At 41.7% G+C, this 26,136-nt stretch carries 23 protein-coding genes; 12 read left to right on the top strand and 11 right to left on the bottom strand.

The features are described from left to right. The first annotated feature begins 143 nt into the window (after window positions 1-143). Window positions 144-524 (top strand): hypothetical protein, encoded by a 381-nt coding sequence (locus AACU25_RS23475; protein ID WP_096579786.1) that lies wholly within the window; start codon window positions 144-146, stop codon window positions 522-524. On the opposite strand, the gene AACU25_RS23470 is transcribed toward AACU25_RS23475, so the two are convergent. Beyond that, on the bottom strand, window positions 521-3,544 hold the full coding sequence (locus tag AACU25_RS23470) for a CHAT domain-containing protein (RefSeq protein ID WP_096579784.1): 3,024 nt from the start codon (window positions 3,542-3,544) through the stop codon (window positions 521-523). The genes AACU25_RS23475 and AACU25_RS23470 overlap by 4 nt on opposite strands. A 494-nt stretch (window positions 3,545-4,038) precedes the next feature. Between AACU25_RS23470 and AACU25_RS23465 the strand changes: the two genes are divergently transcribed. After that, on the top strand, window positions 4,039-4,164 hold the full coding sequence (locus AACU25_RS23465) for a hypothetical protein (RefSeq protein ID WP_321206674.1): 126 nt from the start codon (window positions 4,039-4,041) through the stop codon (window positions 4,162-4,164). Window positions 4,165-4,262: 98 nt separating this feature from the next. Here AACU25_RS23465 and arsS read toward each other — a convergent pair whose 3' ends face one another. From arsS to AACU25_RS23440, 5 genes are all read right to left on the bottom strand, one after another. Continuing rightward, window positions 4,263-5,270, bottom strand: a complete 1,008-nt coding sequence (gene arsS, locus AACU25_RS23460; protein WP_096579782.1) for an arsenosugar biosynthesis radical SAM (seleno)protein ArsS — start codon at window positions 5,268-5,270, stop codon at window positions 4,263-4,265. A gap of 349 nt (window positions 5,271-5,619) precedes the next feature. Next, a complete protein-coding gene (gene arsM / locus AACU25_RS23455; protein WP_096579780.1) occupies window positions 5,620-6,588 on the bottom strand; it encodes an arsenosugar biosynthesis arsenite methyltransferase ArsM in 969 nt (322 codons plus the stop codon). Between the two features lie 151 nt (window positions 6,589-6,739). Next, a complete protein-coding gene (locus tag AACU25_RS23450; RefSeq protein ID WP_096579779.1) occupies window positions 6,740-7,414 on the bottom strand; it encodes a response regulator transcription factor in 675 nt (224 codons plus the stop codon). A 187-nt stretch (window positions 7,415-7,601) separates the two neighbouring features. Further along, window positions 7,602-7,889, bottom strand: coding sequence for a Mo-dependent nitrogenase C-terminal domain-containing protein (locus AACU25_RS23445; protein ID WP_096579777.1), 288 nt, complete (start codon window positions 7,887-7,889; stop codon window positions 7,602-7,604). A 536-nt stretch (window positions 7,890-8,425) separates the two neighbouring features. Continuing rightward, window positions 8,426-9,598 carry a glycosyltransferase gene (locus AACU25_RS23440; RefSeq protein ID WP_096579775.1) on the bottom strand — a complete coding sequence of 391 codons (1,173 nt, stop codon included), beginning with the start codon at window positions 9,596-9,598 and terminating at the stop codon, window positions 8,426-8,428. Between the two features lie 364 nt (window positions 9,599-9,962). Here AACU25_RS23440 and shc point away from each other — a divergent pair, with 364 nt between their 5' ends. The 5 genes from shc (at window position 9,963) to AACU25_RS23415 (ending at window position 14,104) form a co-directional block, all read left to right on the top strand. Then, window positions 9,963-11,882: a squalene--hopene cyclase gene (gene shc, locus AACU25_RS23435; RefSeq protein ID WP_096579772.1), complete on the top strand. Its 1,920-nt coding sequence runs from the start codon at window positions 9,963-9,965 to the stop codon at window positions 11,880-11,882. A 224-nt stretch (window positions 11,883-12,106) separates the two neighbouring features. Next, window positions 12,107-12,262 carry a DUF3285 domain-containing protein gene (locus AACU25_RS23430; protein WP_071989418.1) on the top strand — a complete coding sequence of 52 codons (156 nt, stop codon included), beginning with the start codon at window positions 12,107-12,109 and terminating at the stop codon, window positions 12,260-12,262. 42 nt (window positions 12,263-12,304) lie between these two features. After that, window positions 12,305-12,829: an rRNA maturation RNase YbeY gene (ybeY, locus tag AACU25_RS23425; protein WP_096579770.1), complete on the top strand. Its 525-nt coding sequence runs from the start codon at window positions 12,305-12,307 to the stop codon at window positions 12,827-12,829. A gap of 119 nt (window positions 12,830-12,948) precedes the next feature. Further along, the gene (locus AACU25_RS23420) at window positions 12,949-13,404 is read left to right on the top strand and encodes a diacylglycerol kinase family protein (protein ID WP_096579768.1); all 456 of its coding nucleotides are present in this window, start codon (window positions 12,949-12,951) and stop codon (window positions 13,402-13,404) included. A 100-nt stretch (window positions 13,405-13,504) separates the two neighbouring features. Continuing rightward, window positions 13,505-14,104 carry an anthranilate synthase component II gene (locus AACU25_RS23415; RefSeq protein WP_096579766.1) on the top strand — a complete coding sequence of 200 codons (600 nt, stop codon included), beginning with the start codon at window positions 13,505-13,507 and terminating at the stop codon, window positions 14,102-14,104. 76 nt (window positions 14,105-14,180) lie between these two features. Here the strand turns inward: AACU25_RS23415 and AACU25_RS23410 are convergent, their stop codons facing one another. Next, complete coding sequence (locus AACU25_RS23410) at window positions 14,181-15,413, bottom strand: RNA-guided endonuclease InsQ/TnpB family protein (RefSeq protein WP_096579764.1); 1,233 nt, start codon at window positions 15,411-15,413, stop codon at window positions 14,181-14,183. A gap of 261 nt (window positions 15,414-15,674) precedes the next feature. Here AACU25_RS23410 and AACU25_RS23405 point away from each other — a divergent pair, with 261 nt between their 5' ends. Beyond that, window positions 15,675-16,442, top strand: coding sequence for an MBL fold metallo-hydrolase (locus AACU25_RS23405; RefSeq protein ID WP_096579763.1), 768 nt, complete (start codon window positions 15,675-15,677; stop codon window positions 16,440-16,442). A 436-nt stretch (window positions 16,443-16,878) separates the two neighbouring features. Here the strand turns inward: AACU25_RS23405 and AACU25_RS23400 are convergent, their stop codons facing one another. Beyond that, window positions 16,879-18,162: an FG-GAP repeat domain-containing protein gene (locus tag AACU25_RS23400; RefSeq protein WP_096579761.1), complete on the bottom strand. Its 1,284-nt coding sequence runs from the start codon at window positions 18,160-18,162 to the stop codon at window positions 16,879-16,881. Between the two features lie 622 nt (window positions 18,163-18,784). On the opposite strand from AACU25_RS23400, the gene AACU25_RS23395 reads away from it, so the two are divergent. The 3 genes from AACU25_RS23395 to AACU25_RS23385 all read left to right on the top strand — a co-directional run bounded on the left by AACU25_RS23395 (window position 18,785) and on the right by AACU25_RS23385 (window position 23,875). Then, window positions 18,785-20,092: an aminopeptidase P N-terminal domain-containing protein gene (locus tag AACU25_RS23395; RefSeq protein WP_096579759.1), complete on the top strand. Its 1,308-nt coding sequence runs from the start codon at window positions 18,785-18,787 to the stop codon at window positions 20,090-20,092. A 399-nt stretch (window positions 20,093-20,491) separates the two neighbouring features. After that, the gene (locus tag AACU25_RS23390) at window positions 20,492-22,921 is read left to right on the top strand and encodes a two-partner secretion domain-containing protein (RefSeq protein WP_321206690.1); all 2,430 of its coding nucleotides are present in this window, start codon (window positions 20,492-20,494) and stop codon (window positions 22,919-22,921) included. Window positions 22,922-23,020: 99 nt separating this feature from the next. Beyond that, on the top strand, window positions 23,021-23,875 hold the full coding sequence (locus AACU25_RS23385) for a polysaccharide deacetylase family protein (protein WP_339382063.1): 855 nt from the start codon (window positions 23,021-23,023) through the stop codon (window positions 23,873-23,875). A gap of 87 nt (window positions 23,876-23,962) precedes the next feature. Here the strand turns inward: AACU25_RS23385 and AACU25_RS23380 are convergent, their stop codons facing one another. The 3 genes from AACU25_RS23380 to AACU25_RS23370 form a co-directional block, all read right to left on the bottom strand. Further along, window positions 23,963-24,352 (bottom strand): alr0857 family protein, encoded by a 390-nt coding sequence (locus tag AACU25_RS23380; protein WP_045871222.1) that lies wholly within the window; start codon window positions 24,350-24,352, stop codon window positions 23,963-23,965. Between the two features lie 16 nt (window positions 24,353-24,368). Further along, on the bottom strand, window positions 24,369-24,734 hold the full coding sequence (locus AACU25_RS23375) for an HNH endonuclease (protein WP_339382062.1): 366 nt from the start codon (window positions 24,732-24,734) through the stop codon (window positions 24,369-24,371). Between the two features lie 101 nt (window positions 24,735-24,835). Beyond that, complete coding sequence (locus AACU25_RS23370) at window positions 24,836-25,048, bottom strand: hypothetical protein (RefSeq protein ID WP_096579750.1); 213 nt, start codon at window positions 25,046-25,048, stop codon at window positions 24,836-24,838. An 84-nt stretch (window positions 25,049-25,132) separates the two neighbouring features. Here AACU25_RS23370 and AACU25_RS23365 point away from each other — a divergent pair, with 84 nt between their 5' ends. Further along, window positions 25,133-25,468, top strand: coding sequence for a ribbon-helix-helix domain-containing protein (locus AACU25_RS23365; RefSeq protein WP_045871220.1), 336 nt, complete (start codon window positions 25,133-25,135; stop codon window positions 25,466-25,468). Window positions 25,469-26,136: the final 668 nt, after the last annotated feature.

Below are 26,136 nucleotides of genomic sequence, written 5' to 3'. Positions count from 1 at the left end.
TGAGCCAAAACGAGCTAGAAGCAATACAAGCAATATTGTTTCTACTGTTGATGTTGTGTTAGCGCAATTTCCATATCTCTAAATTAAGCATGAAATGTATAATTATCTAGTTATTCGTGTATTTACTGGTTAAAACTATATAAATGCTTACCCTTACACCAGAGGAAATTAGTCAGTTTCGCACTCAGTTGGCAGATAGCCCAGAGGCTTTAGCCGCTTTAGATGCTATAGAAGAGTGCGAGGGAAATCTGGAAGCAGCTACACAGTTAATTGCTGTGGAGACAACCGATGCAGAAGTTAGTTTGAGAGGAGATTCAAATTTTTTAGAGAAATTAGCCGAAAAACTCAGCAATATCATTTGTCAGGAAGAATTTGACGAGTTGATGACAGGAGTATTGACAACTGCGATCGCCAGCCTCGCAACCAGTGGTAATATTCCCGTAGCTTTAGCAACTTCAGTGGTAATTTATGTTGCCAAAATTGGGAAGAAGCAGTTTTGTGAAACTGCTAAACCTGAACCTTAAAGCCCTGTAGCTGTAAATCCTGCCCAGTAAAATGGGGCTGCAAAAGGGTTAGGTTTACGCTTGCGGGTATTGTCTAATATCGCCCTTGCAAATCGACGCTTTCCTTGGGGTAGTTGAGCAAAAATTTCTTCAATTTGTGGATGATATTTAACTAACAGTGCTTCAAATTCTTCTGTGGTTAAATTGCGTAACCACTGCTGTGCTTGATTGAGTGCTAAGGAAACACTATTTATTGTTTGCAGGGTTTCATAAAATTTTATCATCAAAAATGCTGTAGATAAATCGCTAACAGTCCACAAACTACTAACTACAGCTTTACTCCCAGCTAACAGAAAACCGCTAGGTAAACCAATATATTCGTCACTGGTATTTTGAAAATCAATCAATCCAGTTTCGCAAGCGGAAAGGGTGACGAGGCGACATTTTTCTAATTTGAGACTGAAGATTTTATCTAGAGTAAGACATTTGTCTAAATCGTGGGTTTCCCCTGCCCGTAAATTCAGATAACGTTCTGTATTTGTTTGTGGAACTGTTTCAGCTACGGGTGCATTTGCCAAAATTAGGGCTGATTGACTGGGATTTATGAAGTTAAAATATCCGTGACAGCTAAAGTGGGCGCAGTGATAAGTATTTAAGTCAGAATTATTAATTGCTGTCAGTGTTGCTGCTGTTTTTTTCAGGATGTTAGAAGTATTAAAGTAGCGTTGAATAACTTGTACTTCTAAATCTGTGTAATTCAGATCTTCTGTGGGGTTTTGAATTGCAAATAGAGATTGAAAATTAGGACGTTTGCGCTGTTGTACCTGTTGCAGTAGTTGACAACTGGGTGCATAGCTGACACCACCAGCAAATAAATCTAGAAGACAAGACGAATTTTCAGAGTTTTGATTTACTGGGAGTGCATGAAGAGGAAATAAATGTAGGAATTGATGGGGAATTAAAATAAGTTGATTGCAGTGCTTTGATAGCTGATTTATGATGGCAATTATTTCATCAATGTGCAGAATTGCGGCTAATTGCTTTAGTTCCGACTCTAAGCTATTACGCCATTGGTCTTTTTGATTAGAGTAATTTTCTAAATATTGATTTTTCCAAATATACAAAGCTTCTCTATCTTCTGGTTGAGATTGCCAAACTGTTACTTCTCCTGTTTTGGTGACAATAAACGCCAGGATTTTATCACTCAGAATATACCACTCAATGACGACTGTATTCTCATTCAACGTAGCTTGGAATGAATTAAAATCAAACCCATAAGCAACGGGTAAATAGCGGTTTTGTAATTCGTTACGCTGTCGTCGTAATTCTTGGAGATGTTTTGCTAAGTCTTGGGGATTCTCAGCTTTAGCATTTTGGATTTGATATTGTCCTACGGCTATTTCATCTCTGTAAGTTTCTAGCTGAGTCACAACATCTGCGGAGAAGATGGTTTTAGCGTCACGTTCCAGGATTTGCTCAACTAAATTGCGGGTTTTACTGCGTTCAGCATATTCTATTGCTTCGGTAGTCTTATTTAATTGGCAGCAAACTTCTACCATTCTTCTATAAAGTTGATTCCATTCTTCTGCTTGTTTACGCTTGGATTCTTCACCAGAAATAATTTCACCCCGCAAAGCTTCCACTGTTTCTATTGCCACAACAAAAGTATTGTAAGCTGAGTCAAATTGTTTGTTTTCTTGGTATAAGCTACCGAGATTGAATAAAGTTTCTGGAGGGGTTTCTGGATTGTTTTGGGGAAAGGCGCTGCGGGTTATAACTTCTAGAGCAGTAGAATAAGCCGCGATCGCCAATTCAATATTCTCGGCTCTCTCTCCTAATATTCTGTTACGGTAAGCATTTCCCAGATTGTTTTGCATCGTTACCCAATCATGAGGAAAGTCGCTGTAAGTACAAACTTCTAGTGCGGCAGTATAAGCTGCGATCGCCCTTTCTATATTTTCTGCTTTATTGTTTAGTATTCTTTCTTTGTAAGCATTCCCCAGATTATTTTGCGCTTTTGCCCAATCATAAGGAAAGACACTGCTGGTGTAAACTGACAGTGCCGCAGAAAAAGCAGCGATTGCCTGTTCTACATTCTCTGTTCTTTCACCTAATATTCTATAAAGGTAAGCATTTCCCAGATTATTTTGCGTCATTGCCCATTTGTTGGGAAAGGCGCTACGGGTATATACTTTTAATGCAGCACTATAAGCTGCGATTGCCTGCTCTATATTCTCTGCTTTATTACCTAGCATTCTGGAAAAGTAAACAATCCCCAGATTATTTTGCGTCATTGCCCATTGTTGGGGAAAAGCAGTGTGAGTATAAACTTCCAGCGCCGCAGTGAAAGCAATAATCGCTCGCTCTAAATTATCAGTTCTATCGCCTAATATTTTTTCAAGATAAACATTGCCTAAATGATATTGTGTCATTGCCCATTCTTGAGGAAAGGCAGTGTGGGTATAAACTTCTAGCGCCACACATAAAGCAGCTACCGCCAATTCAATATTCTTGGCTCGTTCTCCTAATATTCTGTTGCTGTAAGCAATCGCCAGATTATTTTGTGTCATTGCCCACTCTTGCGGAAAGGCACTGCGCGTGTAAACTTCCAGTGTGGCAGAATAAGCAGTGACCGCTCGTTCTAAGTTCTTTGCTTTATTACCCAATATTCTCTGACTATAAGCACCCCCCAGATTATTGTGTGTTGCTGCCCACTTTTGGGGAAAGTTACTGCGAGTGTAAACAGTTAGGGCAATTATTTCGTAGCCAGCGATCGCAATTTCGATGTTGTTGGCTTTGTTACCCAAGGGGAACTGCTGAATAAGATTACTAAAATTACCAATCACTCGTGCGATGGATGTTGCTGTATCTGCTTCCGCTTTTACTAGGGTATTTGTTGCCCAATGGCGCAATAATTTAGCAAAAATATCATTGAGTTTATCTGTATTTGCTGCCAGCAATGGGTAAATTACTTCTGCATCGCCGTTGCTTTCTGCTGTTGCTCGTAGTATTTCTCGTAAAAATTGTCCGTAAGAGACCATTTATAAAGTAAATCTTAAGTAGGGTGTGTTACGGCTATGAAAGGATTTGGGACAAAGAAACAATGAAATTTAGCCGTAACGCACCGCCGCGTGGGTGGTGCGTTAGGCGCGAGGATAGTTATTTCGTGGCAAATCATATCGAAAATATGCGCCTAACACACCCTACAGTAATTTCATTTTTACTTTATAAATAACCTTTAAGTTTCTATATCTTCTTGCGCTGCTCTTAACCTTACATACATCATTTTTCTATAGGGGTCAACATTGTTAATGTAAGGCGGTACATTGTTAATGTAGGGCGATACATTGTTAATGCAGGGCGATACATTGTTAATGTAAGGCGATACATTGTTAATGCAGGGCGATACATTGTTAATGCAGGGCGATACATTGTTAATGTAGTAAATTACATTTAAAGTAGAGCTATTGCAATTACAAATCGCGACTGTAACAGAGCGATGCTTGCGTCTGGCTACGCCTACGCAAATGATATTATGGCTATGTCTACTGCGATCGCTAATCTGTCACCGACGACAAATAATATGTCACGTACAAATAAAAACCGTGGAGACTTATCAAAGTCCACGGCTTTTTGGTGTGGTGTGAGGAGACTTAACTAATGCCATCATAAACCGATTTCAGCCTTAGCGATCCAGGGGAAAGGGTTTTTTTCACAAAATTGTCATTTGATGACATTTGGATGCGATCGCACTCAATTTTAAACTAAAGCACCGCCGCAACTCGAACCACACCCAGCGGTACAGCCATAGCAATAGGCGGCTGTTTGGATTTCATTTATTAAATCTAAACTACCAGCCTCTAGCAATTTACCTATTGTTAAGGCTTCACCATGAGGAGTTTTTGCTGGTAAATTCATCATTTGATTAAAGTCGCAATCGTAAACGTTGCCAAGGTAATCAATTGATAATTCATCACGACACATTAAATGTTCAACTGTAGTGGCATTAAAATTTGATTCTAGAAATTGTAGATAGCTGCTATAAAGTTTTTTACGCTCTAAATGCATTTTAGTTCTACCAACTGGCAGATTGGTAATAGTGAAGAGGTTGTTAAAGAGAATATCAAAATTTTCTTGTAAAAAAATCTTGTAATCTTTTTCTAGCTTTGTTTGTTCCGGTGCTAAAGAAAATTTCTCGCCTGTAGGTAACTGCGGATTATAGACTAAATCCAAAATTAAATCTTGGTTTTTGCCATAGCCGACTTCATTAAGCAACTGCAAAGCTTTAATTGAGCTATCAAAAACACCACTACCGCGCATTTTATCAACATTATCTGCAAGGTAACATGGCAGAGAAGCAACTACTCTCACTTGATGTTTAGCAAAGTATTCTGGTAAATCACCAAACCCATCTACAAAATAAATAGTTAAGTTAGAACGAACAATTACCTGTTTTCCTGCTTGTCTTGCAGCTTCCACCAATGGCTTAAAACCATAATTCATTTCTGGTGCGCCGCCAGTTAAATCGACAATTTTAATTTCAGGGAATTTATCAATTAACTCAATTAGCTGTTCACAGATTTCTTTTGATAGTTCTTCTGTGCGTTTTGGCCCAGCTTCAACGTGACAGTGTGTACAGGCGAGGTTGCATCGTTTACCGAGATTGATTTGTAAGACTGATATAGTCTTTTTTGTTAAAGGTTGACTGAGTTTTTGTTTAAATGGTGTTAATTTGACATCTACTGAATTTATTGTTTGAGTTTGCATTGTTTAGTTTTCCTAAAAACTGATAATTAGGGCGGGCAAGATGCCCACCCCACAAGATTTTTATTGTGTACGCAGGTAGGGGCATGGCACTGCCTATATGTGTCAAATTAAGCTAAAAGCTATATAGGGCGGGCGTTGTACAAATACCTCGCGCCCTCATCCCCTAACCCCTTCTCCCTCAGGGAGAAGGGGAATTGAATCTCTTGCTCCCCTCTCCCTGAGGGAGAGGGGCTGGGGGTGAGGGCAAAACCTGGCAACTAAGCGGGTTTCACGTTAAGTTGACACCAATGCCATGCCCTTACAATTATCTGTACCTCAACTTACAATCTGCTGTATCTATATTCAAACCTTAACAGCAACCACCGCCGTCATAGTGCCAAGTAGAGTCAGTCACAATAATTTCTGTTGGCTTTAACGCTGCTAGTTTGGCAGCAGTTTTATCACACACGGCTGCGGGAATACCACGTTGTAATAAATGTCCGGCGGAGTCATCAAAGAAGGGTTCTGCACCAGCATAAATTGCGGTTTTTCCTGTAAAAATACAGGCTCCATCTTCGGGAATGGCAACTTTAAAAGATACAGAATCGAGACTTTCTAAGAGTAAATTTTCTTCTAAGTTATAAGTTAGCGAATCTAAGAGGCGATAAGGACGACGGGCGCGAATTTCTACTTGACCAAAGCCAGCATTAATAATTAGTTGAGTATACTCTTCATAGGTGAGTGCGCCGGATAAGCACATGGCGCGTAGTCGTTCATCTTGTTGCAAATGTGCAGGTATGGGAGAAGTAGCAATGGGATCGCTCATTTGCAAGCGTCCGCCTGGTTTTAAAACCCGAAAAGCTTCTTTTAACGCCCGGGTTAAATCTTCTGGTTCAAATATATTAAACAGACAGTTTTGTGCTACTACATCTACAGAAGCATCGGCAACTGGTAAGTTAAAGGCATCACCTTCACGGATTTCTACAAAGCTGGTATCAAACCAAGGATTTTCTTGAGCCGCAGTTTCTAAGTTGCGTGTAGCGGCTTCGCGCATAGCTGCAACGGGTTCAACCGCAATTACTGCACCCGCACGACGAGAAAAATAAGCGAATTGTAAAGCTTCTAAGCCACCACCAACGCCAACATACAGTACGGTAGGTTGATTAGCGAGTTCCGTAGGATGAACAGTAGTACCACAACCATAGTTCATTTCCTGCATTGGCAGAGGAATTTTCAGTCCTGGTAGTTGCAGGGGTGTACTTTGCACACAACAAAGTCCAACTTGTGGTGTTTCTGCAACTTCGCGGTAGAATTGCGCCGCTGTTTCTAAATAGGTCATTGCGAACTCAATATTGTAGGCTGTTCTGTAGAGTCAACTTTCTGCATCGTAATACAAGTGACTCAGAATTGCATGAGTTTTAGGTGAGAAAACGAGAAACCCTAAACTCCTTTATTTTCTGGGGGTTTAGGGTTTCAGGGTTCGTTGGATTTTAATCATGTAATACGTAGCCGATACCATGCACAGTTTGTAGAACCCGCTTTTCGTTATTGGCTTCTAGCTTCAGGCGTAAATAGCGAATATAAAGTTCAATGATATTGGCATCACCACTAAAATATTTGCCCCAAACATCTTCAATAATGCGATCGCGTGTAATAATCTGTCGGGGATGGATGAGTAAATATTCTAGTAAATTAAATTCTGGATCGGTTAAATCCAGCAAACGTTGACCGCGATAAACTTCCCGCGTGCGGCGATTTAAACTGATGTCTTCAAATTTTAAGATTTCTGTGACTTCTGGCTTCTTGATTTTGCACAGTTGTGTATTAACTTTAAATAATAATTCTTCGCGGCTAAATGGCTTAACTACATAATCATTTGCGCCAGCATCTAAAACTTCTATGCGATCGCTTGCTTCATCTTGAGGAGTTAATACAATTATCGGTACTTGCTCATCAGTACTTCGCAACCGACGGCAAATTTCCCACCCCGATACACCTGGTAAAATTAAGTCTAAAATTACTAAATCTAGATGCAACTTTTGTAATGCGGTAATTGCAGTTAAGCCATCGTAAGCAATACTCACTTGATAGCCTTCATAATTTAGTTCTAATTCGATAAATCGAGCTAGTTTGACTTCATCTTCGACCAGTAAGATGTGCCTCATAGAGGATATTAATAATTTCAGCAGGATATAGTTAGCAGAGATACAGATTGGAGAAATTTTAATAGGTATTAACTACTAAATAGTTAGCCATCTAATCAGTACTACGTCAGCTTAGTATAGTTCTGATTACGTAACAACCGTAAATCTGCGGTTAGCTATGACTGCTTGATTACCAGAACATCAATATTTAGCAGTAAGCAGCTACATCTTCTTTACATTCATCAGCAAGGTAACACAAAGCTTTAAACCGTAATGTCACGACTTGCTCATAAAGTGGATTTAACTTACACATTGGTGGGATGTGAAATAGTTTGCGACCAAATAGTTTAATATCTCTCTCAAAAGGACATTGGCTAGGAATGGCTTTGCACAAGAAATGAGCTAGTTCACGGTTATGAATTTCTACGCCTTCTAACCATTGGCGAATTGGGTAGAGTAGGTCACGATTTAGCAAAATTTGTGTAAAGGATGTCATAATATTTATCCTGATAATTTAGATGTACTGGTTTAGGCTTTTATGCCTATTAATTGATACGTTTGGTGATTTAAATTTATGCGCTTACTTAGTAATTATTAAGTTCTCTTGTCAATCAAATTGTTTTTGCTTGACACATCTAGCTACAAATTGAATGTGTAGCAGTCCGGAAATTTTTACTTGACATTTATACATGACTTAGCTTGGTATCTTCCACGAATAAATTCGGCGGCTTGTAACCAAATTGCAATCGGGCAGAGGTCTCTAAGCTGTTAAGCATATAAGAAAGCACATTGAGACTGCAGGGGGGCAGGGAGCAGGGGGTAAGGGAGAGGGTTTACAGTTTCTATAACCACAAAAATAGTGCAATTTAAATGACAATTAGGAGAAATTGAGACAGAGTTTTTACTCCGCCCCAACCATGCGTCCTGGAAGGACGGGGCTTGTACCCATGTTCCGCTCCGCCTCACGTTGGGGGAAAAGGCTTGCTCCCCCTGCTCCCTGCTCCCTGCTCCTTTTCCCCTTGCCTCTTCTGCTCAACTAGGGTAAACGCGTCCTTTCCAAGCACCGCCGCGCCCTTGCCAGTGACGGATGGCGGAATCTATAGTCATCAGAGTATAGAGAAATGCGATCGCAGGTAAACAACAGGCTAACCAAGCTGGACATTTATAAAAGCGGATGGTTGGGTAGTAAGCAAAACTCATCAAGAACCAGGCTGATAAACCAAGAAGTGCGATCGCCCAATTTAGCGTTACTGCTCCTAAGATGGTTGCTAAAGGTGGAATTAAATAAATTAAGGTCATAGCTACTACTGTTCCAGCTAACAGCAGCGGCGAATAATTTAGTTGCGTGTAAGCAGTACGCGCCACCATCTGCCACACTGTATCCAAATCAGGATAGGGACGCAAACTCTCAGTTAAAGCACTCAATCCTAACCAAATCCGTCCTTGTCTCCATTCCTTATTTCCCTTAACAGCTTTTGCTAAAGCGCAATCGTCAATTAAAGCTTGGCGAATTGTAGCGATTCCGCCAATCTTATCTAACGCTGTTTTGCGAATCAAAATCGACCCCCCAGCCGCCGCAGCTGTGGAATTTTTGGGGTTATTCACCCAGCGAAAAGGATAAAGTTTTTGAAAGAAAAACACAAAAGCCGGAATGAGAATTTGTTCCCAAAAGCTTTCACATCTGAGCCGCACCATCACCGAAACTAAATCTAAATCTTCCTGTTCAGCTTTCGCCACTAATCGGCGGAGACTACCCGAATCATGCTCAATATCTGCATCTGTGAGTAAAAAATAGTCTGGTGCAAACTCAGTCGCAATTTGAATCCCTTGTTCGACTGCCCAAAGTTTACCACTCCAACCGGGAGCCAGGGATTTGCCAGAAATAATATGAAATTTATCGGCTTTATTTAAGGCGTAAGCAACCCCTTGGGCAAAGTCGGCTGTGCCATCTGTGCTGCGATCGTCTACTAAAAAAACGTTAAAATCACCTGGGTAGTCTTGAAGTAGCAGCGATCGCAAAGTGATAGGTAGTAAATCTGCTTCGTTACGGGCAGGTATAACTGCACAAATTCTCGGTAAAGATGGCAAAGGGATTTCTTTTGCTTCTAATTGCTGGTCGCAACGCCAAAACTGCCCGCGAAAGATCAGTAATCCTATCCAAATCAATAAAGATAAACCTGTTAACAATAATACAAATGCCGCCATGACCTTTTGCCCCTCCTCAATGTCTCAGACAGAATACTACAGCATATTTCAGGTACATGAAGTATGTGGCGAAAACCCGTAATGGAAGAAGCAGGGGGGCAGAGGGAGACTTGAAAAAGCAAGGGGGCAGGGAGTAGGGAGCAGAGGGAGACTTGAAAAAGCAAGGGGGCAGGGAGCAGGGGAGAAATAATTAATGACAAATACCAATTACCCATTACCCAATGCCCAATGCCCAATGCCCCATGCCCCATGCTGTATGTCTTGGGATTGTGGGAGAATATTTTTCACCGGATTGCAAGACTAAGTCTTTAATTTTGAATTTTGAATTTTGAATTGTTTTGGTGTAGAGGTTCAAGAGTATTTGATGCAAACTCAAGAGAGAGCAACGACCAATCAAGTTGCAGAGGCGATCGCTAAAAGCCAACAATATCTGCTGTCAATTCAAAATCCGGCAGGGTATTGGTGGGCAGAGTTAGAATCGAATGTGACGATTACTGCTGAAGCTGTTCTGCTGCATAAAATTTGGGGAACAGATAGCACCAGACCCTTGCACAAGGTGGAAAATTACCTTCGTTCTCAACAACGAGAACATGGGGGTTGGGAACTTTATTTTGGGGATGGCGGAGAACTGAGTACGACGGTGGAAGCCTACATGGCTTTGAAACTCCTGGGTGTACCAGCTACCGACCCCGCCATGCTCAAGGCGAAAGCTTTTATTCTCCAACGGGGTGGCATCAGTAAAACTCGCATCTTTACTAAACTACACCTAGCCCTAATTGGCTGTTACGACTGGCGCGGTATTCCTTCCCTACCGCCCTGGATTATGCTTTTACCCAATAGCTTCCCGGTCAATATCTACGAAATGTCAAGTTGGGCGAGATCCAGTACTGTACCGTTGTTGATTGTCTGCGATCGCAAACCGATTTTTCAAATTGACCCAGCAATCAGCGTCGATGAACTCTATGTAGAAGGACGCGATCGCGTGCAGTGGGAATTACCTAGAACTGGGGATTGGACTGATATATTCATCACCCTGGATCAAGGATTTAAATTCGCAGAAAGCTTGAATTTGGTTCCTTTTCGCAAAGAAGGCATCAAAGCTGCGGAAAAATGGGTTTTAGAACGCCAAGAAGCTACAGGTGATTGGGGTGGAATTATTCCCGCCATGCTGAACTCACTGTTAGCCTTGCGCTGTTTAGATTACCACCCAGCCGACCCTATTGTGGAACGGGGACTGAAAGCAGTTGATAACTTTGCCATTGAAACCGCAGATAGTTACTGCGTTCAGCCTTGTGTTTCCCCGGTTTGGGATACAGCCTGGGCAATTCGAGCTTTAATAGATTCTGGTTACGCCCCCAATGATGCCGCAATTGTCAAAGCGGGAGAATGGTTAATAGATAAGCAAATTCTTGACTACGGTGATTGGACTATTAAAAACCGTCAAGGTAAACCAGGGGCTTGGGCGTTTGAATTTGACAATCGCTTTTACCCAGATGTCGATGATTCTGCTGTTGTAGTCATGGCGCTACATCAAGCGAAACTACCCAACGAGAAATTAAAACAAGCTGCGATCGCCCGCGCTTTAAATTGGATTGCTTCTATGCAGTGTAAGCCAGGCGGTTGGGCAGCTTTTGATATCGACAACGATCAAGATTGGCTCAACTCCATACCCTATGGCGACTTAAAAGCCATGATTGACCCTAACACTGCTGATGTCACAGCTAGGGTATTAGAAATGCTCGGTGCTTGTAACTTATCAATAAATCAGCACAACTTTGAAAGAGCGATCGCCTATCTTCTACGCGAACAGGAACAAGAAGGCTGTTGGTTTGGTCGTTGGGGAGTAAATTACATATATGGTACAAGTGGCGTTCTCTCAGCCCTAGCTTTAGTTGCACCAAAAACTCAGCAACAAAGCATCGAACGAGGCGCAGCTTGGTTAGTAGGCTGTCAAAACCCTGATGGTGGTTGGGGTGAAACTTGCCGTACCTATAACGACCCCAGCCTCAAAGGACAAGGAAGCAGTACAGCATCCCAAACAGCCTGGGCTTTAATTGGACTCATCGCCGCAGGTGAAGCCACTGGTAAATTTGCTCATAACGCCATTGAGCAAGGGATTAACTACCTGTTAACCACCCAAAAACCAGATGGTACATGGTACGAGTCCTATTTCACAGGAACAGGCTTCCCCTGCCATTTTTACCTCAAATACCACCTCTATCAACAATACTTCCCCTTGATTGCCCTTGGTCGCTATCGGTCGGTGTTAGGGACTGGGTATTAGGGATTGGGGATTAGGGATTGGGGACTGGGGACTGGGGATTGGGAAAAGGCAGGGGGCAGGGAGCAGGGAGCAGGGGGAAAAAGAACAAATTATTCCTATTACCAATTACCCATTCCCCATTACCCATTACCCATTCCCCATTCCCCATGCCCAATAATAAATCCCATATTTACTTCCGGTAAACTGTTACATTTATATATAAAAGAGTTTGTGATTAAATCATCATGAGCAACTCTCCTTCAAAGGAAACTCAACCTAGCTACGTTAAACTCGCCATGCGAAACATGGTGCGGAAAGGCGGTACTTCTCTCAAACATTTTTTCCTGACTACTATAGGGCTATTAGCTGTCTTTGTAGGTCTTGCTTACTTGACTCGCTGAAAATCAACCAAAACCCTGAGTTAGTTGGAGAATTTGTAGCTAGTGCAAGTTGAACTAGATGTACAAGATTATTTTTACGAATCATCCCCAGAAAAAATTGCCAATTTTGGGGCTGATGAATGGATAGCTGATGAAACATGGGAACACTGGTTTGCTTGTTGGTTAGAAATACTGCAATCCGATCTACCGCCTGCACCAGGTTACGAAATCAGTCTGCGATTGACGGATGATGCGGAAATTCAGACCCTAAATGCCCAGTATCGTCAACAATACAAACCAACAGATGTTTTATCTTTTGCGGCTTTAGAGGTAGACATTCCCCAAAATGCGGAAATGTTTGCCTCTATGCCTCTATATTTAGGTGATATTGTAGTATCCGTTGACACAGCCAAGCGCCAAGCTCAACAGCAGGAGCATAGTTTGCAGACTGAATTAGCTTGGTTAGTCGCTCACGGCTTACTGCATTTATTAGGCTGGGATCATCCTGATGAAGAGAGTTTAGTCAGAATGTTAAAACAGCAGGTAATATTGCTGAGAAAAGTAGGTATTGCGATTGACATTGAGTAACTACTATTATTTATCTCAGTTCCCAAAAACTTCTATATAAAATTGGCGAAAATCAAATTACGCCATTAAAATCGGCCCAGATCCAACTTTACTGACTTGATGTGAGGATGCTTCAGCCTATGTCCCAAAAACTTTCGGTTCCCCCAAATTCTAACCGCCTACCAACACTTGCGGCTCCAGAACGGCGGCAATCTTGGCTAGTAGCTACTAATTTATTTATTAGTTTTAAATATGCTTGGGCTGGAATCAGCTATAGTTTTCAGACTCAACGTAATTTTCGGATTCATGTAGGTGTGTGTGCGATCGCGATCGCCTTAAGCCTCGTTTTACATCTATCTGCTGTAGAAATAGCTGTAATTGGTATAACTAGCGGTTTAGTTTTAGCTCTGGAATTATTAAATACTGCTATTGAGTCCTTGGTGGATTTAACAGTTAAGCAGACTTATCATGAATTGGCGAAAATCGCCAAAGACTGTGCGGCTGGTGCGGTACTAGTTTCGGCTTTAGTGGCTGTTTTAGTAGCTGGGATGCTGTTGCTGCCACGTTTGGCAACTTTAATTATGTCCTCTTTATAGGTGTTACCTTTTCATTCCATAATTGATGACGTTTGCAGCAATTTAATCTGGCGACAATTAAACAAAGTCATATAAATAATCTAACCAGGAGTCATAAGCTGTGATTATAGTCATCGATAATTACGATAGTTTTACTTATAATATAGTTCAATATTTAGGAGAACTAGCAGCAGAGTTCCCCGTAGCTACAGATATTAAAGTGTTTCGTAACGACAAAATATCTGTAGATGAGATTCGGGCTTTAAATCCAGCGCTTGTAGTAATTTCTCCTGGCCCTGGTCGTCCGGAAGATGCGGGTATCAGCTTAAAGTTAATTGAAGAGTTAGGTGCTAATTTGCCCATTTTGGGCGTATGTTTAGGCCATCAAAGCATTGGTCAAGTATTCGGTGGTAAAATCGTTTCGGCTCCAGAGTTGATGCATGGCAAAACTTCTCAGGTGTCTCACACCGGGGTGGGTGTTTTCCGGGGATTAGAAAATCCTCTCACTGCGACTAGATATCACAGTCTGGTAATCGATCGCGAAACTTGCCCCGATGTCTTGGAAATCACCGCTTGGGTTGAGGATGGTACTATCATGGGAGTCCGACACCGGAACTATCCTCATATTCAAGGAGTCCAGTTTCACCCAGAGAGTGTTTTGACATCGTCAGGCAAGCAATTGCTGCGAAACTTTCTGGAACAATTACAGTCGAGAGAGTAATTATTGACATCCTCCCACCGCTAACCCTTTCCTGCGGAACGCTCCGCGAACGGGTGTAGCGGGGGATTCCCAAACCTCACGATTCGGGTTTCTGTTTCCTTCCCTTACGGTTTTTTTGCAACTGCCCTTTAGACTTATGCCCATCAGGTCTTATGTTCGCTCCACAGACTGTACGGGAGTCGCTACAACGGGGGGAACCCCCGCAACGCGCTCCCTTAACGGTGTGTCCCACCGCCAAAATATTTCGACTGGCGTTGATGTCTCGGTCGTGGTGTGTTCCACAATTGGGACAGTCCCACTCCCTAACATTCAACGGCAGTTTATCAACAATATGTCCGCAGTTGCCACAGCGTTTAGAACTAGGAAACCATCGGTCAATTTTTACTACTGTTCGACCATACCATTTGGCTTTGTATTCCAGTTGACTCACCAATTCTCCCCATGCAGCATCACTAATGGCACGGGCAAGTTTGTGATTCTTGACCATATTCTTAACTGCCAAATCCTCCACCACTATCGTTTGGTTTTCACGAATCAGTCGAGTTGTCAGTTTGTGCAGATGGTCTTTTCTGGAGTCAGAGATTTTGGCTTGAAGGCGGGCAACTTTGAGTCTTGCTTTGTCTCGATTACGAGAAGCTTTCTGTTTGCGACTCAAAGACTTTTGGGCTACCTGGAGCTTTTGATAGTGCTTGTCAAACGCCTTGGGGTTAGCAATCTTCTCACCCGTACTCAAAGTAACAAGACTGCTCACCCCAACATCCAACCCTACAGCACTATCAACTGGTTGCAAAGTTTCGTCAGTCGGATCATTAATCCGCAAACTGACAAACCAGCGCCCAGAAGGTTCAAGCCTAACTGTGATAGTACTAGGTTCACACCCCTTTGGCAGTTGTCTAGACCATTTAATAGGCAATGGTTCAGAACACTTAGCCAAATAGACTTGTCCATCCTTCCACCGGAAAGCAGACTTGGTAAACTCTGCACTACCACCGCTACGTTTCTTTTTAAAGTTGGGATATTTAGCCCTACCTGCAAAGAAATTAGTGAAAGCAGTTTGCAGATGTCTCAAGCCTTGTTGCAGTGGCACACAGCTAACCTCATTCAAAAACTTGAGGTCATCAAGCTTTTTCCACTGCGTCAACATAGCAGAAGACTGAACGTAATCAACCTTCTGTTGACTCTCATACCAAGCTTCGGTTCTTGCCGCCAAAGCTTTGTTGAATACCAACCGCACACACCCAATTGTCCGGCGCAATATCTGTTCTTGCTCGGTGGTTGGGTAAAAACGGTAGCGGTAGGCTTTTTCCATGCTTCACATTTTACCATTAAATCTGTGAAATACATAAAACCCCCTATGTACCAAAGTTTATTTACTCACTCGTCGCTCACCCCGTCGTCTGTTGCTGCTCCGCAACAACTCGACTTCATTGTGAATCTCAAGCGGACTCCCCATTCCTGCGCCAGCGCTGCGGGAGGGTTTCCCTCCGCGGGCGACTGGCATCCTCACCGCCTTCGCGGAGCGTCTCGTAGAGAAGCTGACGCTGTGGCGGGAGTCTCCTGGGGGTGTTAGATGAAACGACGACAGTTGATGGGCTATGCTGGGGCGGGTTTGGCAACAGCTTTTCTGACTACCTTGAGTTCTGAATTTCCAGCTGGCGCGCAATCTAGCGGTTTATCAGTTCAGTGGTTGGGTCATACGTGCTTTCTATTAACGGGTGGCGGTGTAAAAATTCTCGTCAATCCCTTTCGGTCTGTTGGTTGTACAGCTGGGTATCGTCCACCCAAAGTTGCAGCTGATTTAGTAATGATTAGCAGTCAATTGCTGGATGAAGGTGCAGTAGACGGACTCCCAGGTAAACCCAAGCTGATCTATGAACCAGGAGTTTACGAGTTCCAAGGCATTAAATTCCAAGGTATTGCCACAGATCACGATCGCAAAGGTGGTAAGCAATTTGGTGTGAATACTGCTTGGGCTTGGAAGCAAGGCGGAATTAATATCTTACACTTAGGTGGGGCAGCTGCTCCCATTAGCGCCGAGCAAAAAATTCTCATGGGGCGACCCGATGTGGCATTTGTGCCTGTGGGTGGTAGTGCCAAGGCTTATAATGCTCAAGAAGCCAAGCAAGCCATTCAAATTTTAAATCCCAAGCTAGTAATTCCTACCCATTATCGGACACAAGCGGCTGATGCTGCTAAGTGCGAAATTGCTGGGCTAGATGAATTTCTGAACTTGATGCAAGGTACAACTGTACGCCGTAGCAACAGCGATTCTATTACAATTAGCCCTGGTAATTTAACAGAAACTAGCGTTATTCAAACCTTGAGTTACAAGTTTTAATTGATGATTCTGTAAATCTTGAAATCAGGTAGGGTGCGTTAACGAAGTGTAACGCACCTTCTTGTTATATTGCCGATGCGTTACGCTAACGCTAACGCTAACGCATCCTACCAATAAATATTTATTAATACCAATTCTCTACAATTGTGCGATACATTCAAACTCTGAATTCAGACTATATCTGGCTTGATTAATTACGAATTACGTAGCGCTTTGCGCTTCCCGTAGGGTATTACGAATTGGTATAACGGTAGAATTCCCTCGATCTTCGTGCTGTGTTCCCATTCAGAATGAAACTTTCACTTCAAAGCCTTTAGTAGGAGTAGAGAAAGCAATATAGCTAAACTCTACTCCACTTAATTTTCTGTAATTGCTGAGATTGCACTATCTACGGCATTGCTAATCTTTGTGCGACAACCGAGAAACTGAATATTTTCTAGAAAGTAACCCATTTTTTCAGTGGGTTACCATCTGCGCCTAGTATAGGCTGACCATTTTCGTCTACTTGGATTGGAGCGAGTTTTTCGGTCTCTGCAATTGGAGTTCTGGTAACTGTTGTACCATCTGCATTGGTTGTCCAAATTTCGTCCGCACCTGTAGCATAATCGCGGAAGTAGATATCAGTTCTACCATCGTTGTTGAAATCGCCAAATGTTGCTTGGGCGGTTGTAGAACTGGGTGCGAGGAAGGTTTCAGTCACAATTGTGGTACCATCCATCAACCAGGTGGTGTTTTCACCTGTAGCATTATTGCGCCAGAAGATATCAGTCTTACCATCACCGTTGAAATCAGCAATGCTAGATGTCCAGTTTGCATCTAGAGTTGTCAAAGAACCTTCGGTGAAGAAGACGTTATTTAATACAGAATCTGTAGTCCAAATTTTGTTTTCGCCGGTTGTAGTATTCCGCCAGAGGATGTCAGAACGGAAATCACCGTTGAAATCGCCAAGGGTGAAAGTCCAACTAGGATCTTGTGCTTGTAGAGAAGTCTTACTAGCTTGGGTACCATCGATGAACCAAGCGCTGTTTTCACCAGTAGCACTACGCCAGAAGATGTCAGTTTTACCATTACCATCGAAATCGACCATAGTAGGAGTCCAAGTAGGGTCGAGACTGTCTAGTAAGGTTCCGCTTTTAATGACTTGGCTGGGGTTGCTACCATCTACCAACCAAATAGCGTTTTGACCTGTTTGATTATTACGCCAGAAGATGTCAGTCTTGCGATCGCCATCAAAATCGCCAATCAGTGGTGTCCAAGATGAATCTAGAGTATCTAGACCAATCAAACCAGCAACGTTTACTCCATCCATTAGCACCAAGCTGTTCTGGCCTGTTACCTGATTACGTAACAAGAAGTCAGTCTTACCATCGCCGTTAAAATCACCAATTTTGTAAACTGTTGAAGCTAAATCAATTTGGCCTAAAGAACCCTTAGCTGCAACGTTTGTCCCATCCATCAACCAAACTTGAGTTTCGCCGGTTTGAGAATCAACCCAGATTTTATCTGTTTTACCATCGCCGTTGAAGTCAGGTACGAGCGCCGGACTTGTTATATAAGGATTAGGGTTGGGGTTAGCAGAACCAAATAAGGATTGTGATGATACAGAAGAAGCGCTACTTTGGCTATTAATAGCAGTAGATTTTTCATCAAAAGGTGATGATATATTTAATGTTTGGTAATTTGCTGATTGCAAACTGGTATCCAAAGATTTATCAGGCATGGTGGGTTCTTATGACTGGTTGTGATTAAAGTTTTAACTTCTTTGGTTAATAAAATTCTGTTCTTAAATAACATTTGAATAGCATTAAATATTTTTTAACCAAGTTAACTTTAAATATCAATATTCAATAACATTAATTTGTCTTAAATAATAAATTTGATTTATTTTTAAAGTTCATGATAAACAATTAAATAAATATTCTTGTTCGTGTAATGCTTTGTATTTAAAACTGAAACACAATATTCATAAGGTGTTTCAAGCCAGCAATGACAGAGATTGCAGTTTTGTATTTGAGGACAATGAACTACAAAAAACTATATGAATTAGCAAACAGATAAGTTGCTAATGCTGGATACAGTAGACTTTATTGATGTTCGGCTTGAACAGTATAAGTAAATAATCAAAATATCTTTTTTACTAAACTGATATATAATTAATGCTTTGTATTTTTTAATATTAGCGAATGATAACTTTTTGATTTGAGAAAAGCATAGCTGCTAGCAAAATCAAAAAATATTGACTAAATTCCCAAAAATTAGTCACAACTATCACAGATGTAATATATGCAATCTGTAGTGTGTAAAGGTTAAGATATCAAGATAATTGGAGATATAAAGTAGCTATGCAAGCAGAATATCAAAAGCGTCGTCAGCAATTGATGTCAAAACTTGGCAATGGAACTGCCATTTTTCGGAGTGCGCCAATGGCTGTGATGCACAACGATGTTGAATACACTTATCGCCAAGACAGTGATTTCTTCTATCTGACTGGTTTTAACGAACCGCAAGCGGTAGCTGTGTTAGCACCTAATCACCCAGAACATAAGTTTGTATTGTTTGTCCAACCAAAGGATCGGGAAAAGGAAGTTTGGACTGGTTATCTCTGTGGAATTGATGCAGCTAAAGAGTTGTATGGCGCTGATGAAGCTTACCCCATCCACGAACTGGATGAGAAATTACCCCAATATTTAGAAAAAGCCGATCGCATTTACTATCATTTAGGACGCGATCGCACTTTTAATGATACAGTTCTCAAACATTATCAAAGTTTACTCCGCACCTACCCCAAACGCGGTACCGGGCCAATTGCGATTGAAGATACAGGCGCAATTCTCAGCGCTATGAGATTGCATAAAAGCGCAGCCGAATTAGACTTGATGCGCCAAGCAGCTGCGATCGCCACTGAAGCACATACTCATGCACTGAAAGTTACTACACCTGGACGTTATGAGTATGAAATCCAGGCTGAAATTGAACATATTTTCCGCTTACGGGGTGCAATGGGGCCTGCTTATCCTTCTATTGTCGCCTCTGGTGTTAACGCTTGCGTGTTGCACTACATTGAGAATGATCGTCAAATGCAGGATGGGGAATTACTACTAATTGATGCAGGTTGCGCCTATGGCTATTACAACTCTGATATTACCAGGACATTTCCGGTAGGTGGGAAATTTACCCCAGAACAAAAGATATTATATGAAATTGTTTTAGAAGCACAAAAAAAAGCGATCGCCCAAGTACAACCAGGTAACCCCTTCAACTTAGTCCACGATACAGCAGTGCGCGTCCTCACAGAAGGCTTAGTAGAAGTAGGAATCTTGAAAGGTGAAGTTGACAAATTAATTGAAGAAGAAAAATATAAACCATACTATATGCACCGTACTAGCCATTGGTTAGGCTTGGATGTGCATGATGTCGGTGTATATCAGCATGGTGAAAACCCGCAGATTTTACAACCTGGACAAGTTCTCACAGTAGAACCAGGATTATATATTGTGCCAGATACCAAACTCGCAGAAGACCAACCCCCAACCGATCCGCGTTGGGTGGGGATTGGAATTCGCATTGAAGATGATGTGTTAGTTACCAGCACCGGACATGAGGTGTTAACGGCTGGAGTTCCCAAAGAAGTGGATGAAGTGGAAAGATAACTCCACATTTAATGGTGTTGGCTGTTAACAGTTAACAGCCAACAAATATCAGAAATAATAATGCGATGAATATTTATTTTATACAAAATAATGAAATTACTGCTACTAATCACTTCCTCTACAGTTTATGCTTGAGTATCTATATAATTTTAAAATTAAATGATATTAGCTGCAGGAATTGCAGAAATTAAATTATCAAATTTTAATACTTATTACGCTGCTTTCTCTGCTGCAACAGGAAGAGGATAATTGATTGATGATTAGTTTCTCAAGATAGAGATATTGAATCATAGAATGGGAACAATAACTTCAGTCCGGTAAAGCAAGTGATCGGTGATGAAAGTAGTACCTTTTCTATTGATATTAACAAGTGTGTTATTTACTCCAGGCACGATCAGAGTGGCAATCGCCCAGGTAACAGATGATGCTACTCATAACACATTAGTTCAGCAAAATGGCAATGATTTCACTATCTTAAATGGTATTGAAAAAGGTAATAATTTATTTCACAGTTTCAGTAACTTTTCAATTCCTCAGCATGGTTCAGCAACTTTTGATTTAATTAATACGCCAAATATTAAAACTATATTTAGTCGAGTTACAGGTGGAAATATTTCCGATATTAATGGGTTAATTCAAACTCTCAACAGTAATCATCCTGTAAGTTTGTTCTTGATGAACCCTGCCGGAATTGTATTTCGGGAAAATGCCTCATTGAATATTGGCGGGTCTTTTGTAGGAACCACAGCAAATAGTATTAAGTTTGCTGATGGTGTAGAATTTAGTGCTACTAATTCTACTGCTTCGCCCTTGTTGACAGTAAGTTTACCAATAGGCTTGCAAATGGGACATAATTCGGGGTTAATTACTGTTGAAGGAGCAGGTCATCAAATTACAAGTAAAAGTGAAATTTTTGGATATCCGCAACTCATCAACAATGATACTGGGTTACAAATTCAAGCCAACAATACCTTGGCATTGATTGGCAACAAAGTAAATTTTTCTGGTGGCATTGTGGAAGTTGATGGTGGTGGACATCTAGAATTAGGAAGTGTTCGAGAGGGGGAAGTTAGTATCAATCCCACACTGACTGGATGGGAGGGAAACTATTCAAAAGTGCAGCAATTTAATAATATCCATCTAGCACAACAATCCCTGCTAAATGCTAGTGGTACTAATGGCTCAATTCAACTACAGGGGCAAAATATCAACTTGAGTGACGGATCTAATGTGGCGATCCAAAACCTGGGGACACAATCACAAGGAATTACCATCTATGCTACAGAGTCTTTAAATTTGACAGGCAATACCTCTGACAAAAAGCTGGGCAGTATAATCAAACTGGAAAATCTGGGATTAGGGCGCATAGGCGATATTGTAGTTTGGGCCAATCAACTTACCCTGCAAGATGGCGCAGTAATTGAAACTGGGGCTTTCACTCCAGCACCCAGTGGCAATATCATAATCAATGCTAAATTGATTGACATCAATGGTTTTGTCTCTAGCAATCCTTCTATTCCTTCCTCAATTTTAACGCTGACACGTGACTCTGCTAATGCAGGCGATATTAACGTTTCCTCGGCAAACTTAAGAATTCGCAATGGGGGTGTTCTTAGTTCTCTGACTGTAAGTTCTGGACAGGCTGCAAGGATACAGATCAATGTTAAAGACTCAATTGAAATTGCTGGTAATAACCCGATAACGTTCACACCTAGCACAATTAGTTCGACTACCTTTAGTAGTGGTAATGCTGCTGATGTCGTAGTTACAACATCCAAATTAGTGATTCGAGATGGCGGCACTTTAGGATCTGCCACCATGAATCAGGGTTCATCAGGGAAGGTGACGGTTAATGCTTTAGATTTCATCAAAGTCAATGGTCGGGCAGCTGGATCGATCTCATCTAGTCGGATAGCTTCTGGATCTGAGATGACTGACCCAGTTTTTCGAGCCATTTATGGAGTACCACTCATTCCCACGGGAGATGCGAGTGCTTTGACAATTAATACTCCATTATTAAGTGTTACGAATGGGGCACAGGTAAATGTCAAAACTGATGGCCCGGGTAATGCAGGAGATTTACAAATTAATGCCAACTCTATTTTTCTAGATCAGCAAGGCATGATCAGCGCATCAACCATCTCTGCAAATGGAGGAAATATCAGATTAAACCTACAAGATGATTTGTTAATGCGTCACAACAGCCTGATCACAGCCACTGCTGGGGGCAAAGGTAATGGTGGTAACTTATTAATTAATGCATCAGTGATTGTTGGGTCAGAAAACAGCGACATTATCGCCAATGCATTTCAAGGTCAAGGTGGAAACATTCAAATTACAACTCAAGGTATATTTGGTCTCGAATTACGTCCGCAGCCGACTTCTAAAAGCGATATTACAGCTAGTTCTATATTTGGACTAAATGGTGGTGTAGAAATTAAAACTCTGGCAGTCGATCCTAGCAAAGGAATTGTGGCATTACCTGTTCAACCAAAAGATGTTTCATCACTAATTACTCAAGGTTGTGGACAGAATCAATCTAACCGCTTCATTGTGACTGGAAGAGGCGGTTTACCCCAAAATCCAGAAATAGCATTGGAAAGTGACACAATTTTAGAAGATATCCAAACAATTCCAATTCCGACTAACAGCGATCGCTCTTTGGTAACCGCCAATTCTGGAAATTTACCATTGGAGACCTCCAATGAGATTATAGAAGCTCAGGGACTTGTAATTACTCCTGAAGGAGAGATATTGTTAACAGCACATTCACCAGTCACTACTCCTCATAGTTCTGGAATCCATACAGCTAGCTGCTTGACAAATTAGCTAACAATGATGAACAGTCTCTACAAACTATTAGCTCATCAACTTCATTAAAAAGTAAAACTTGCCGCTTATGATGGTGTGAGTTTTTGGCACCCTGATGTGACACACAATCAATACCAGCGACAAAAGATCATTAGTGGAGTAACAATCGCTTTTTCACTAACAGCTTGCAGTTTCACCCCAGCAAGTATTTCTCCACAATCCAACACCAAGCAGTTAACAAGTCAACTTCACGCTGTACAAGTTCCGCAACAAAAGACAACCAGCCAAGATAAACCACAATCGCAGTCACCAGCTAAAGTAGAAAACCTCTCTTTTAGCGTTCCAGAAAAATTTCAGGGACAAACTGTGTATCATGTTCAACCTCACAATAACGAGAAAGTTATCGCCTTGAGCATTGATGATGGCCCTTGGCCCAAAACTACATTACAAATGCTGGATATTCTCAAGCAAAATAATGTCAAAGCCACATTCTTTTGGGTAGGACAAGCTTTACAAGCAAATCCTGAAATTGCGAAACAAGTAGTAGCCCAAGGACACGCCATTGGTAATCATACTTGGCATCATTGGTATCGCCGCATGGATGCAGCCACAGCCAAAAGTGAAATTGAGCGCACAAATGAACTCATCTACAAAACCACAGGAGTAAAAACTAGTCTGTTCCGTCCCCCCGGAGGCGTGTTAAACAACGGACTAGCAGCTTACGCCAAAAGCCAAAAATCCGCAGTAGTCATGTGGTCGCAAACTTCCGCCGATACCGATCCGCGTGCTAAATATGAAGTATTCATCAAAAACGTCTTAAGAGATGCCAAACCAGGATCTATAGTATTGATGCACGACGGCGGAGGCGATCGCAAAAGAACTGTAGAAGCCTTGCCCGAAATCATCAACGGACTCAAAAAGCAAGGCTACCGATTTGTCACAGTTCCCGAACTCTTAGAAATGCAAAAGTAATGGGCATGGGGCATTGGGCATTGGGCATTGGGCATTGGTTCCCCTTCCCCTTTTACCCCTTACCCCTTTCCCCTTGTCCTCTCATCCCTACTCACTCAACGCCGACGCACAAGCTTGGGCTTCTTGCCAAATTTTATGCAGGAAGAACTCAGTGCGATCGCTCATGGTAGTGACAAATACACCTACGGCTTCTTGTGTACCATCTGACAACCAAGAACCCCGCAATGTTACTTCCATATATTCCGCATCACAGCGAGATAAAGCCATAATTTCGGTGTCATGGCGTTTGATCGCCGCCTCCAGCATTTCTAAACCTGGTAAATCCGCAGGTAGCAAAAAGGAAGCAGTGCTGGGTTCAACATGGAGAGATTGACCAACTCGCATTGCCAATACTACTCGCTGTGCTACCCACTCCTCCAGCGATAAGCTGAGGCACTCTAAGTAAAAACTCCTTTCAGTGTAAGTTAATTTCAACATTCCTTCTGCTCTCCTGCTATTCCAGGTTGGCTGGCATATTTATCCAGAACTCTTGGGCAATAGAAATCGCCGCATAGACTGGTGGCTTCGGTTGATTACGCAGATGCATCCTCGGGGTGCGATTCCCTTTATAAGGGTGAAATTTTTTACAAGCTATGACTAGGTTATTCCATTTGTGATGACCGCCGTGCGATCGCCAAATTACAGGTTCTAATGTGAAAAGTTTGTTCCTAACGTCATCTTGGCAACTATGATAGCCTCGCCGCAACAATGCACCTGATGGGCGGTTTTGTAAATTAACACTCTTCATCCAAAATTGTGGCAAGTAATTTGGAGAAAACACCACTCTTGATGGCTCTAACACTAGCATCACGCTTGTCACAGCTTGACTCCTTATTAAAAAACCCCCGCTTCTTCTTTAGCTGAAGCGGGGGTGGGAAATTGACCTCTAAATCTTCTGGTCTTTATCGGTACAGTATTGCTCTACCTGTACCTCCCGCTTCTTACGCCTATTTGTGGTTTTGTATTCAGCACATCAATGCTGATATTTCTAAAATCATAAATACTCTCTGTGATTTGCTGATGTTGGCCACCATTACCCATAAAAAGATACTCCACTCCCAAAGATGCTGATTCCAGACTGGCTCGGCAGTTGGTAGCACCTAAAGAAGTAGAGATGGGGAAAATGGATTTCACAGAAAAATTTCACCTATTGAACATTCCTTTAAACATACTACACTTGTATTACTATCCTGTCTATACCTTGAAGGAGAAAAAGTCATGCATACAATCGCTCGCACCCCAACCACCGATATGGAAGTTACCAGCATCCGTTTAGAACGGGAACTTAAAGATAAACTGAAAGATATTGCTGGCAATCAAGGATATCAAGCTCTCATTCGCGATATCCTCTGGAATTATGTGCAGCAAAAATCAGGTGAGTGGAAACCGCGATTTTCAAAGACTGATATTCGAGCGAGCATAGCAGCCACAGCTCAACAAGAAGAACGTTGTGTACTAACAGGTCAAATAATTCAGCCACAACAACCGATGCTTTTAGGATTCACCAGAAATGGCGATATGGTACCTCTGAGTATCGAGAGTTTGGCCGGATAGCTTTTTATTACCGGAATGCAGCCTAGTTACTCATCCGGGCAACTAGGCTGCATTCATTGTGAAGCGGAATCTAAAATGATACAAGCGCTATCATTCTATAAATAATTATTTTAAATTAATTATATAGTTATCAATTTTCATAGAAAAATTCATCTATATTGATACAGCTTTCCCTGTTGAACTTATATTGATTTCGCCAGCAGACACAGCCACTGCTAATGGTGATAAATTCAGGAACAGCAAAGCCAAAAGGCTGATTCTACAATAGTTTCATCGACATTCATATATGTACGCTCTGAGTGCAATTCAAGATAAGCAACACTTGAGTCACAGGGGGTTTCACATCACTTGACAGATACAAATCATCAGCATATTAAATATAGGATTATCGACCATAGGAGTTAAGCAACAATACGTAGATACAGCACACTGCTGTTATGCAGAAGCTATCAAAATTATTGCTCAGGCTTTTCCTAAATCGTAATTATACTTAGAGCTAGACTGAATCAATTGGTTAGCTCGCTGAGTCATGAGTTTGAGAAAAAAATATAATTTTTTCCCCTAATTGTACTCAGTAATACCACTGAGTACAAGGTTGACTTTTTGCCTCAATTCCAGAGAAATTACGGTTTATGTATAGTTACAGACAGGATATCCTATCTCAAAGT

The organism is Tolypothrix tenuis PCC 7101 (assembly GCF_963874875.1).
Taxonomy (GTDB): domain Bacteria; phylum Cyanobacteriota; class Cyanobacteriia; order Cyanobacteriales; family Nostocaceae; genus Aulosira; species Aulosira tenue.
This window is presented reverse-complemented; position numbering and strand designations above follow the sequence as displayed.

Coding starts and splice junctions, on each gene's coding strand:
- AACU25_RS23475 (WP_096579786.1), top strand. CDS start 144: ATGCTTACCCTTACACCAGAGGAAATTAGTCAGTTTCGCACTCAGTTG.
- AACU25_RS23470 (WP_096579784.1), bottom strand. CDS start 3,544: ATGGTCTCTTACGGACAATTTTTACGAGAAATACTACGAGCAACAGCA.
- AACU25_RS23465 (WP_321206674.1), top strand. CDS start 4,039: ATGGCTATGTCTACTGCGATCGCTAATCTGTCACCGACGACAAATAAT.
- arsS (WP_096579782.1), bottom strand. CDS start 5,270: ATGCAAACTCAAACAATAAATTCAGTAGATGTCAAATTAACACCATTT.
- arsM (WP_096579780.1), bottom strand. CDS start 6,588: ATGACCTATTTAGAAACAGCGGCGCAATTCTACCGCGAAGTTGCAGAA.
- AACU25_RS23450 (WP_096579779.1), bottom strand. CDS start 7,414: ATGAGGCACATCTTACTGGTCGAAGATGAAGTCAAACTAGCTCGATTT.
- AACU25_RS23445 (WP_096579777.1), bottom strand. CDS start 7,889: ATGACATCCTTTACACAAATTTTGCTAAATCGTGACCTACTCTACCCA.
- AACU25_RS23440 (WP_096579775.1), bottom strand. CDS start 9,598: ATGGCGGCATTTGTATTATTGTTAACAGGTTTATCTTTATTGATTTGG.
- shc (WP_096579772.1), top strand. CDS start 9,963: ATGCAAACTCAAGAGAGAGCAACGACCAATCAAGTTGCAGAGGCGATC.
- AACU25_RS23430 (WP_071989418.1), top strand. CDS start 12,107: ATGAGCAACTCTCCTTCAAAGGAAACTCAACCTAGCTACGTTAAACTC.
- AACU25_RS23420 (WP_096579768.1), top strand. CDS start 12,949: ATGTCCCAAAAACTTTCGGTTCCCCCAAATTCTAACCGCCTACCAACA.
- AACU25_RS23410 (WP_096579764.1), bottom strand. CDS start 15,413: ATGGAAAAAGCCTACCGCTACCGTTTTTACCCAACCACCGAGCAAGAA.
- AACU25_RS23405 (WP_096579763.1), top strand. CDS start 15,675: ATGAAACGACGACAGTTGATGGGCTATGCTGGGGCGGGTTTGGCAACA.
- AACU25_RS23400 (WP_096579761.1), bottom strand. CDS start 18,162: ATGCCTGATAAATCTTTGGATACCAGTTTGCAATCAGCAAATTACCAA.
- AACU25_RS23395 (WP_096579759.1), top strand. CDS start 18,785: ATGCAAGCAGAATATCAAAAGCGTCGTCAGCAATTGATGTCAAAACTT.
- AACU25_RS23380 (WP_045871222.1), bottom strand. CDS start 24,352: ATGTTGAAATTAACTTACACTGAAAGGAGTTTTTACTTAGAGTGCCTC.
- AACU25_RS23365 (WP_045871220.1), top strand. CDS start 25,133: ATGCATACAATCGCTCGCACCCCAACCACCGATATGGAAGTTACCAGC.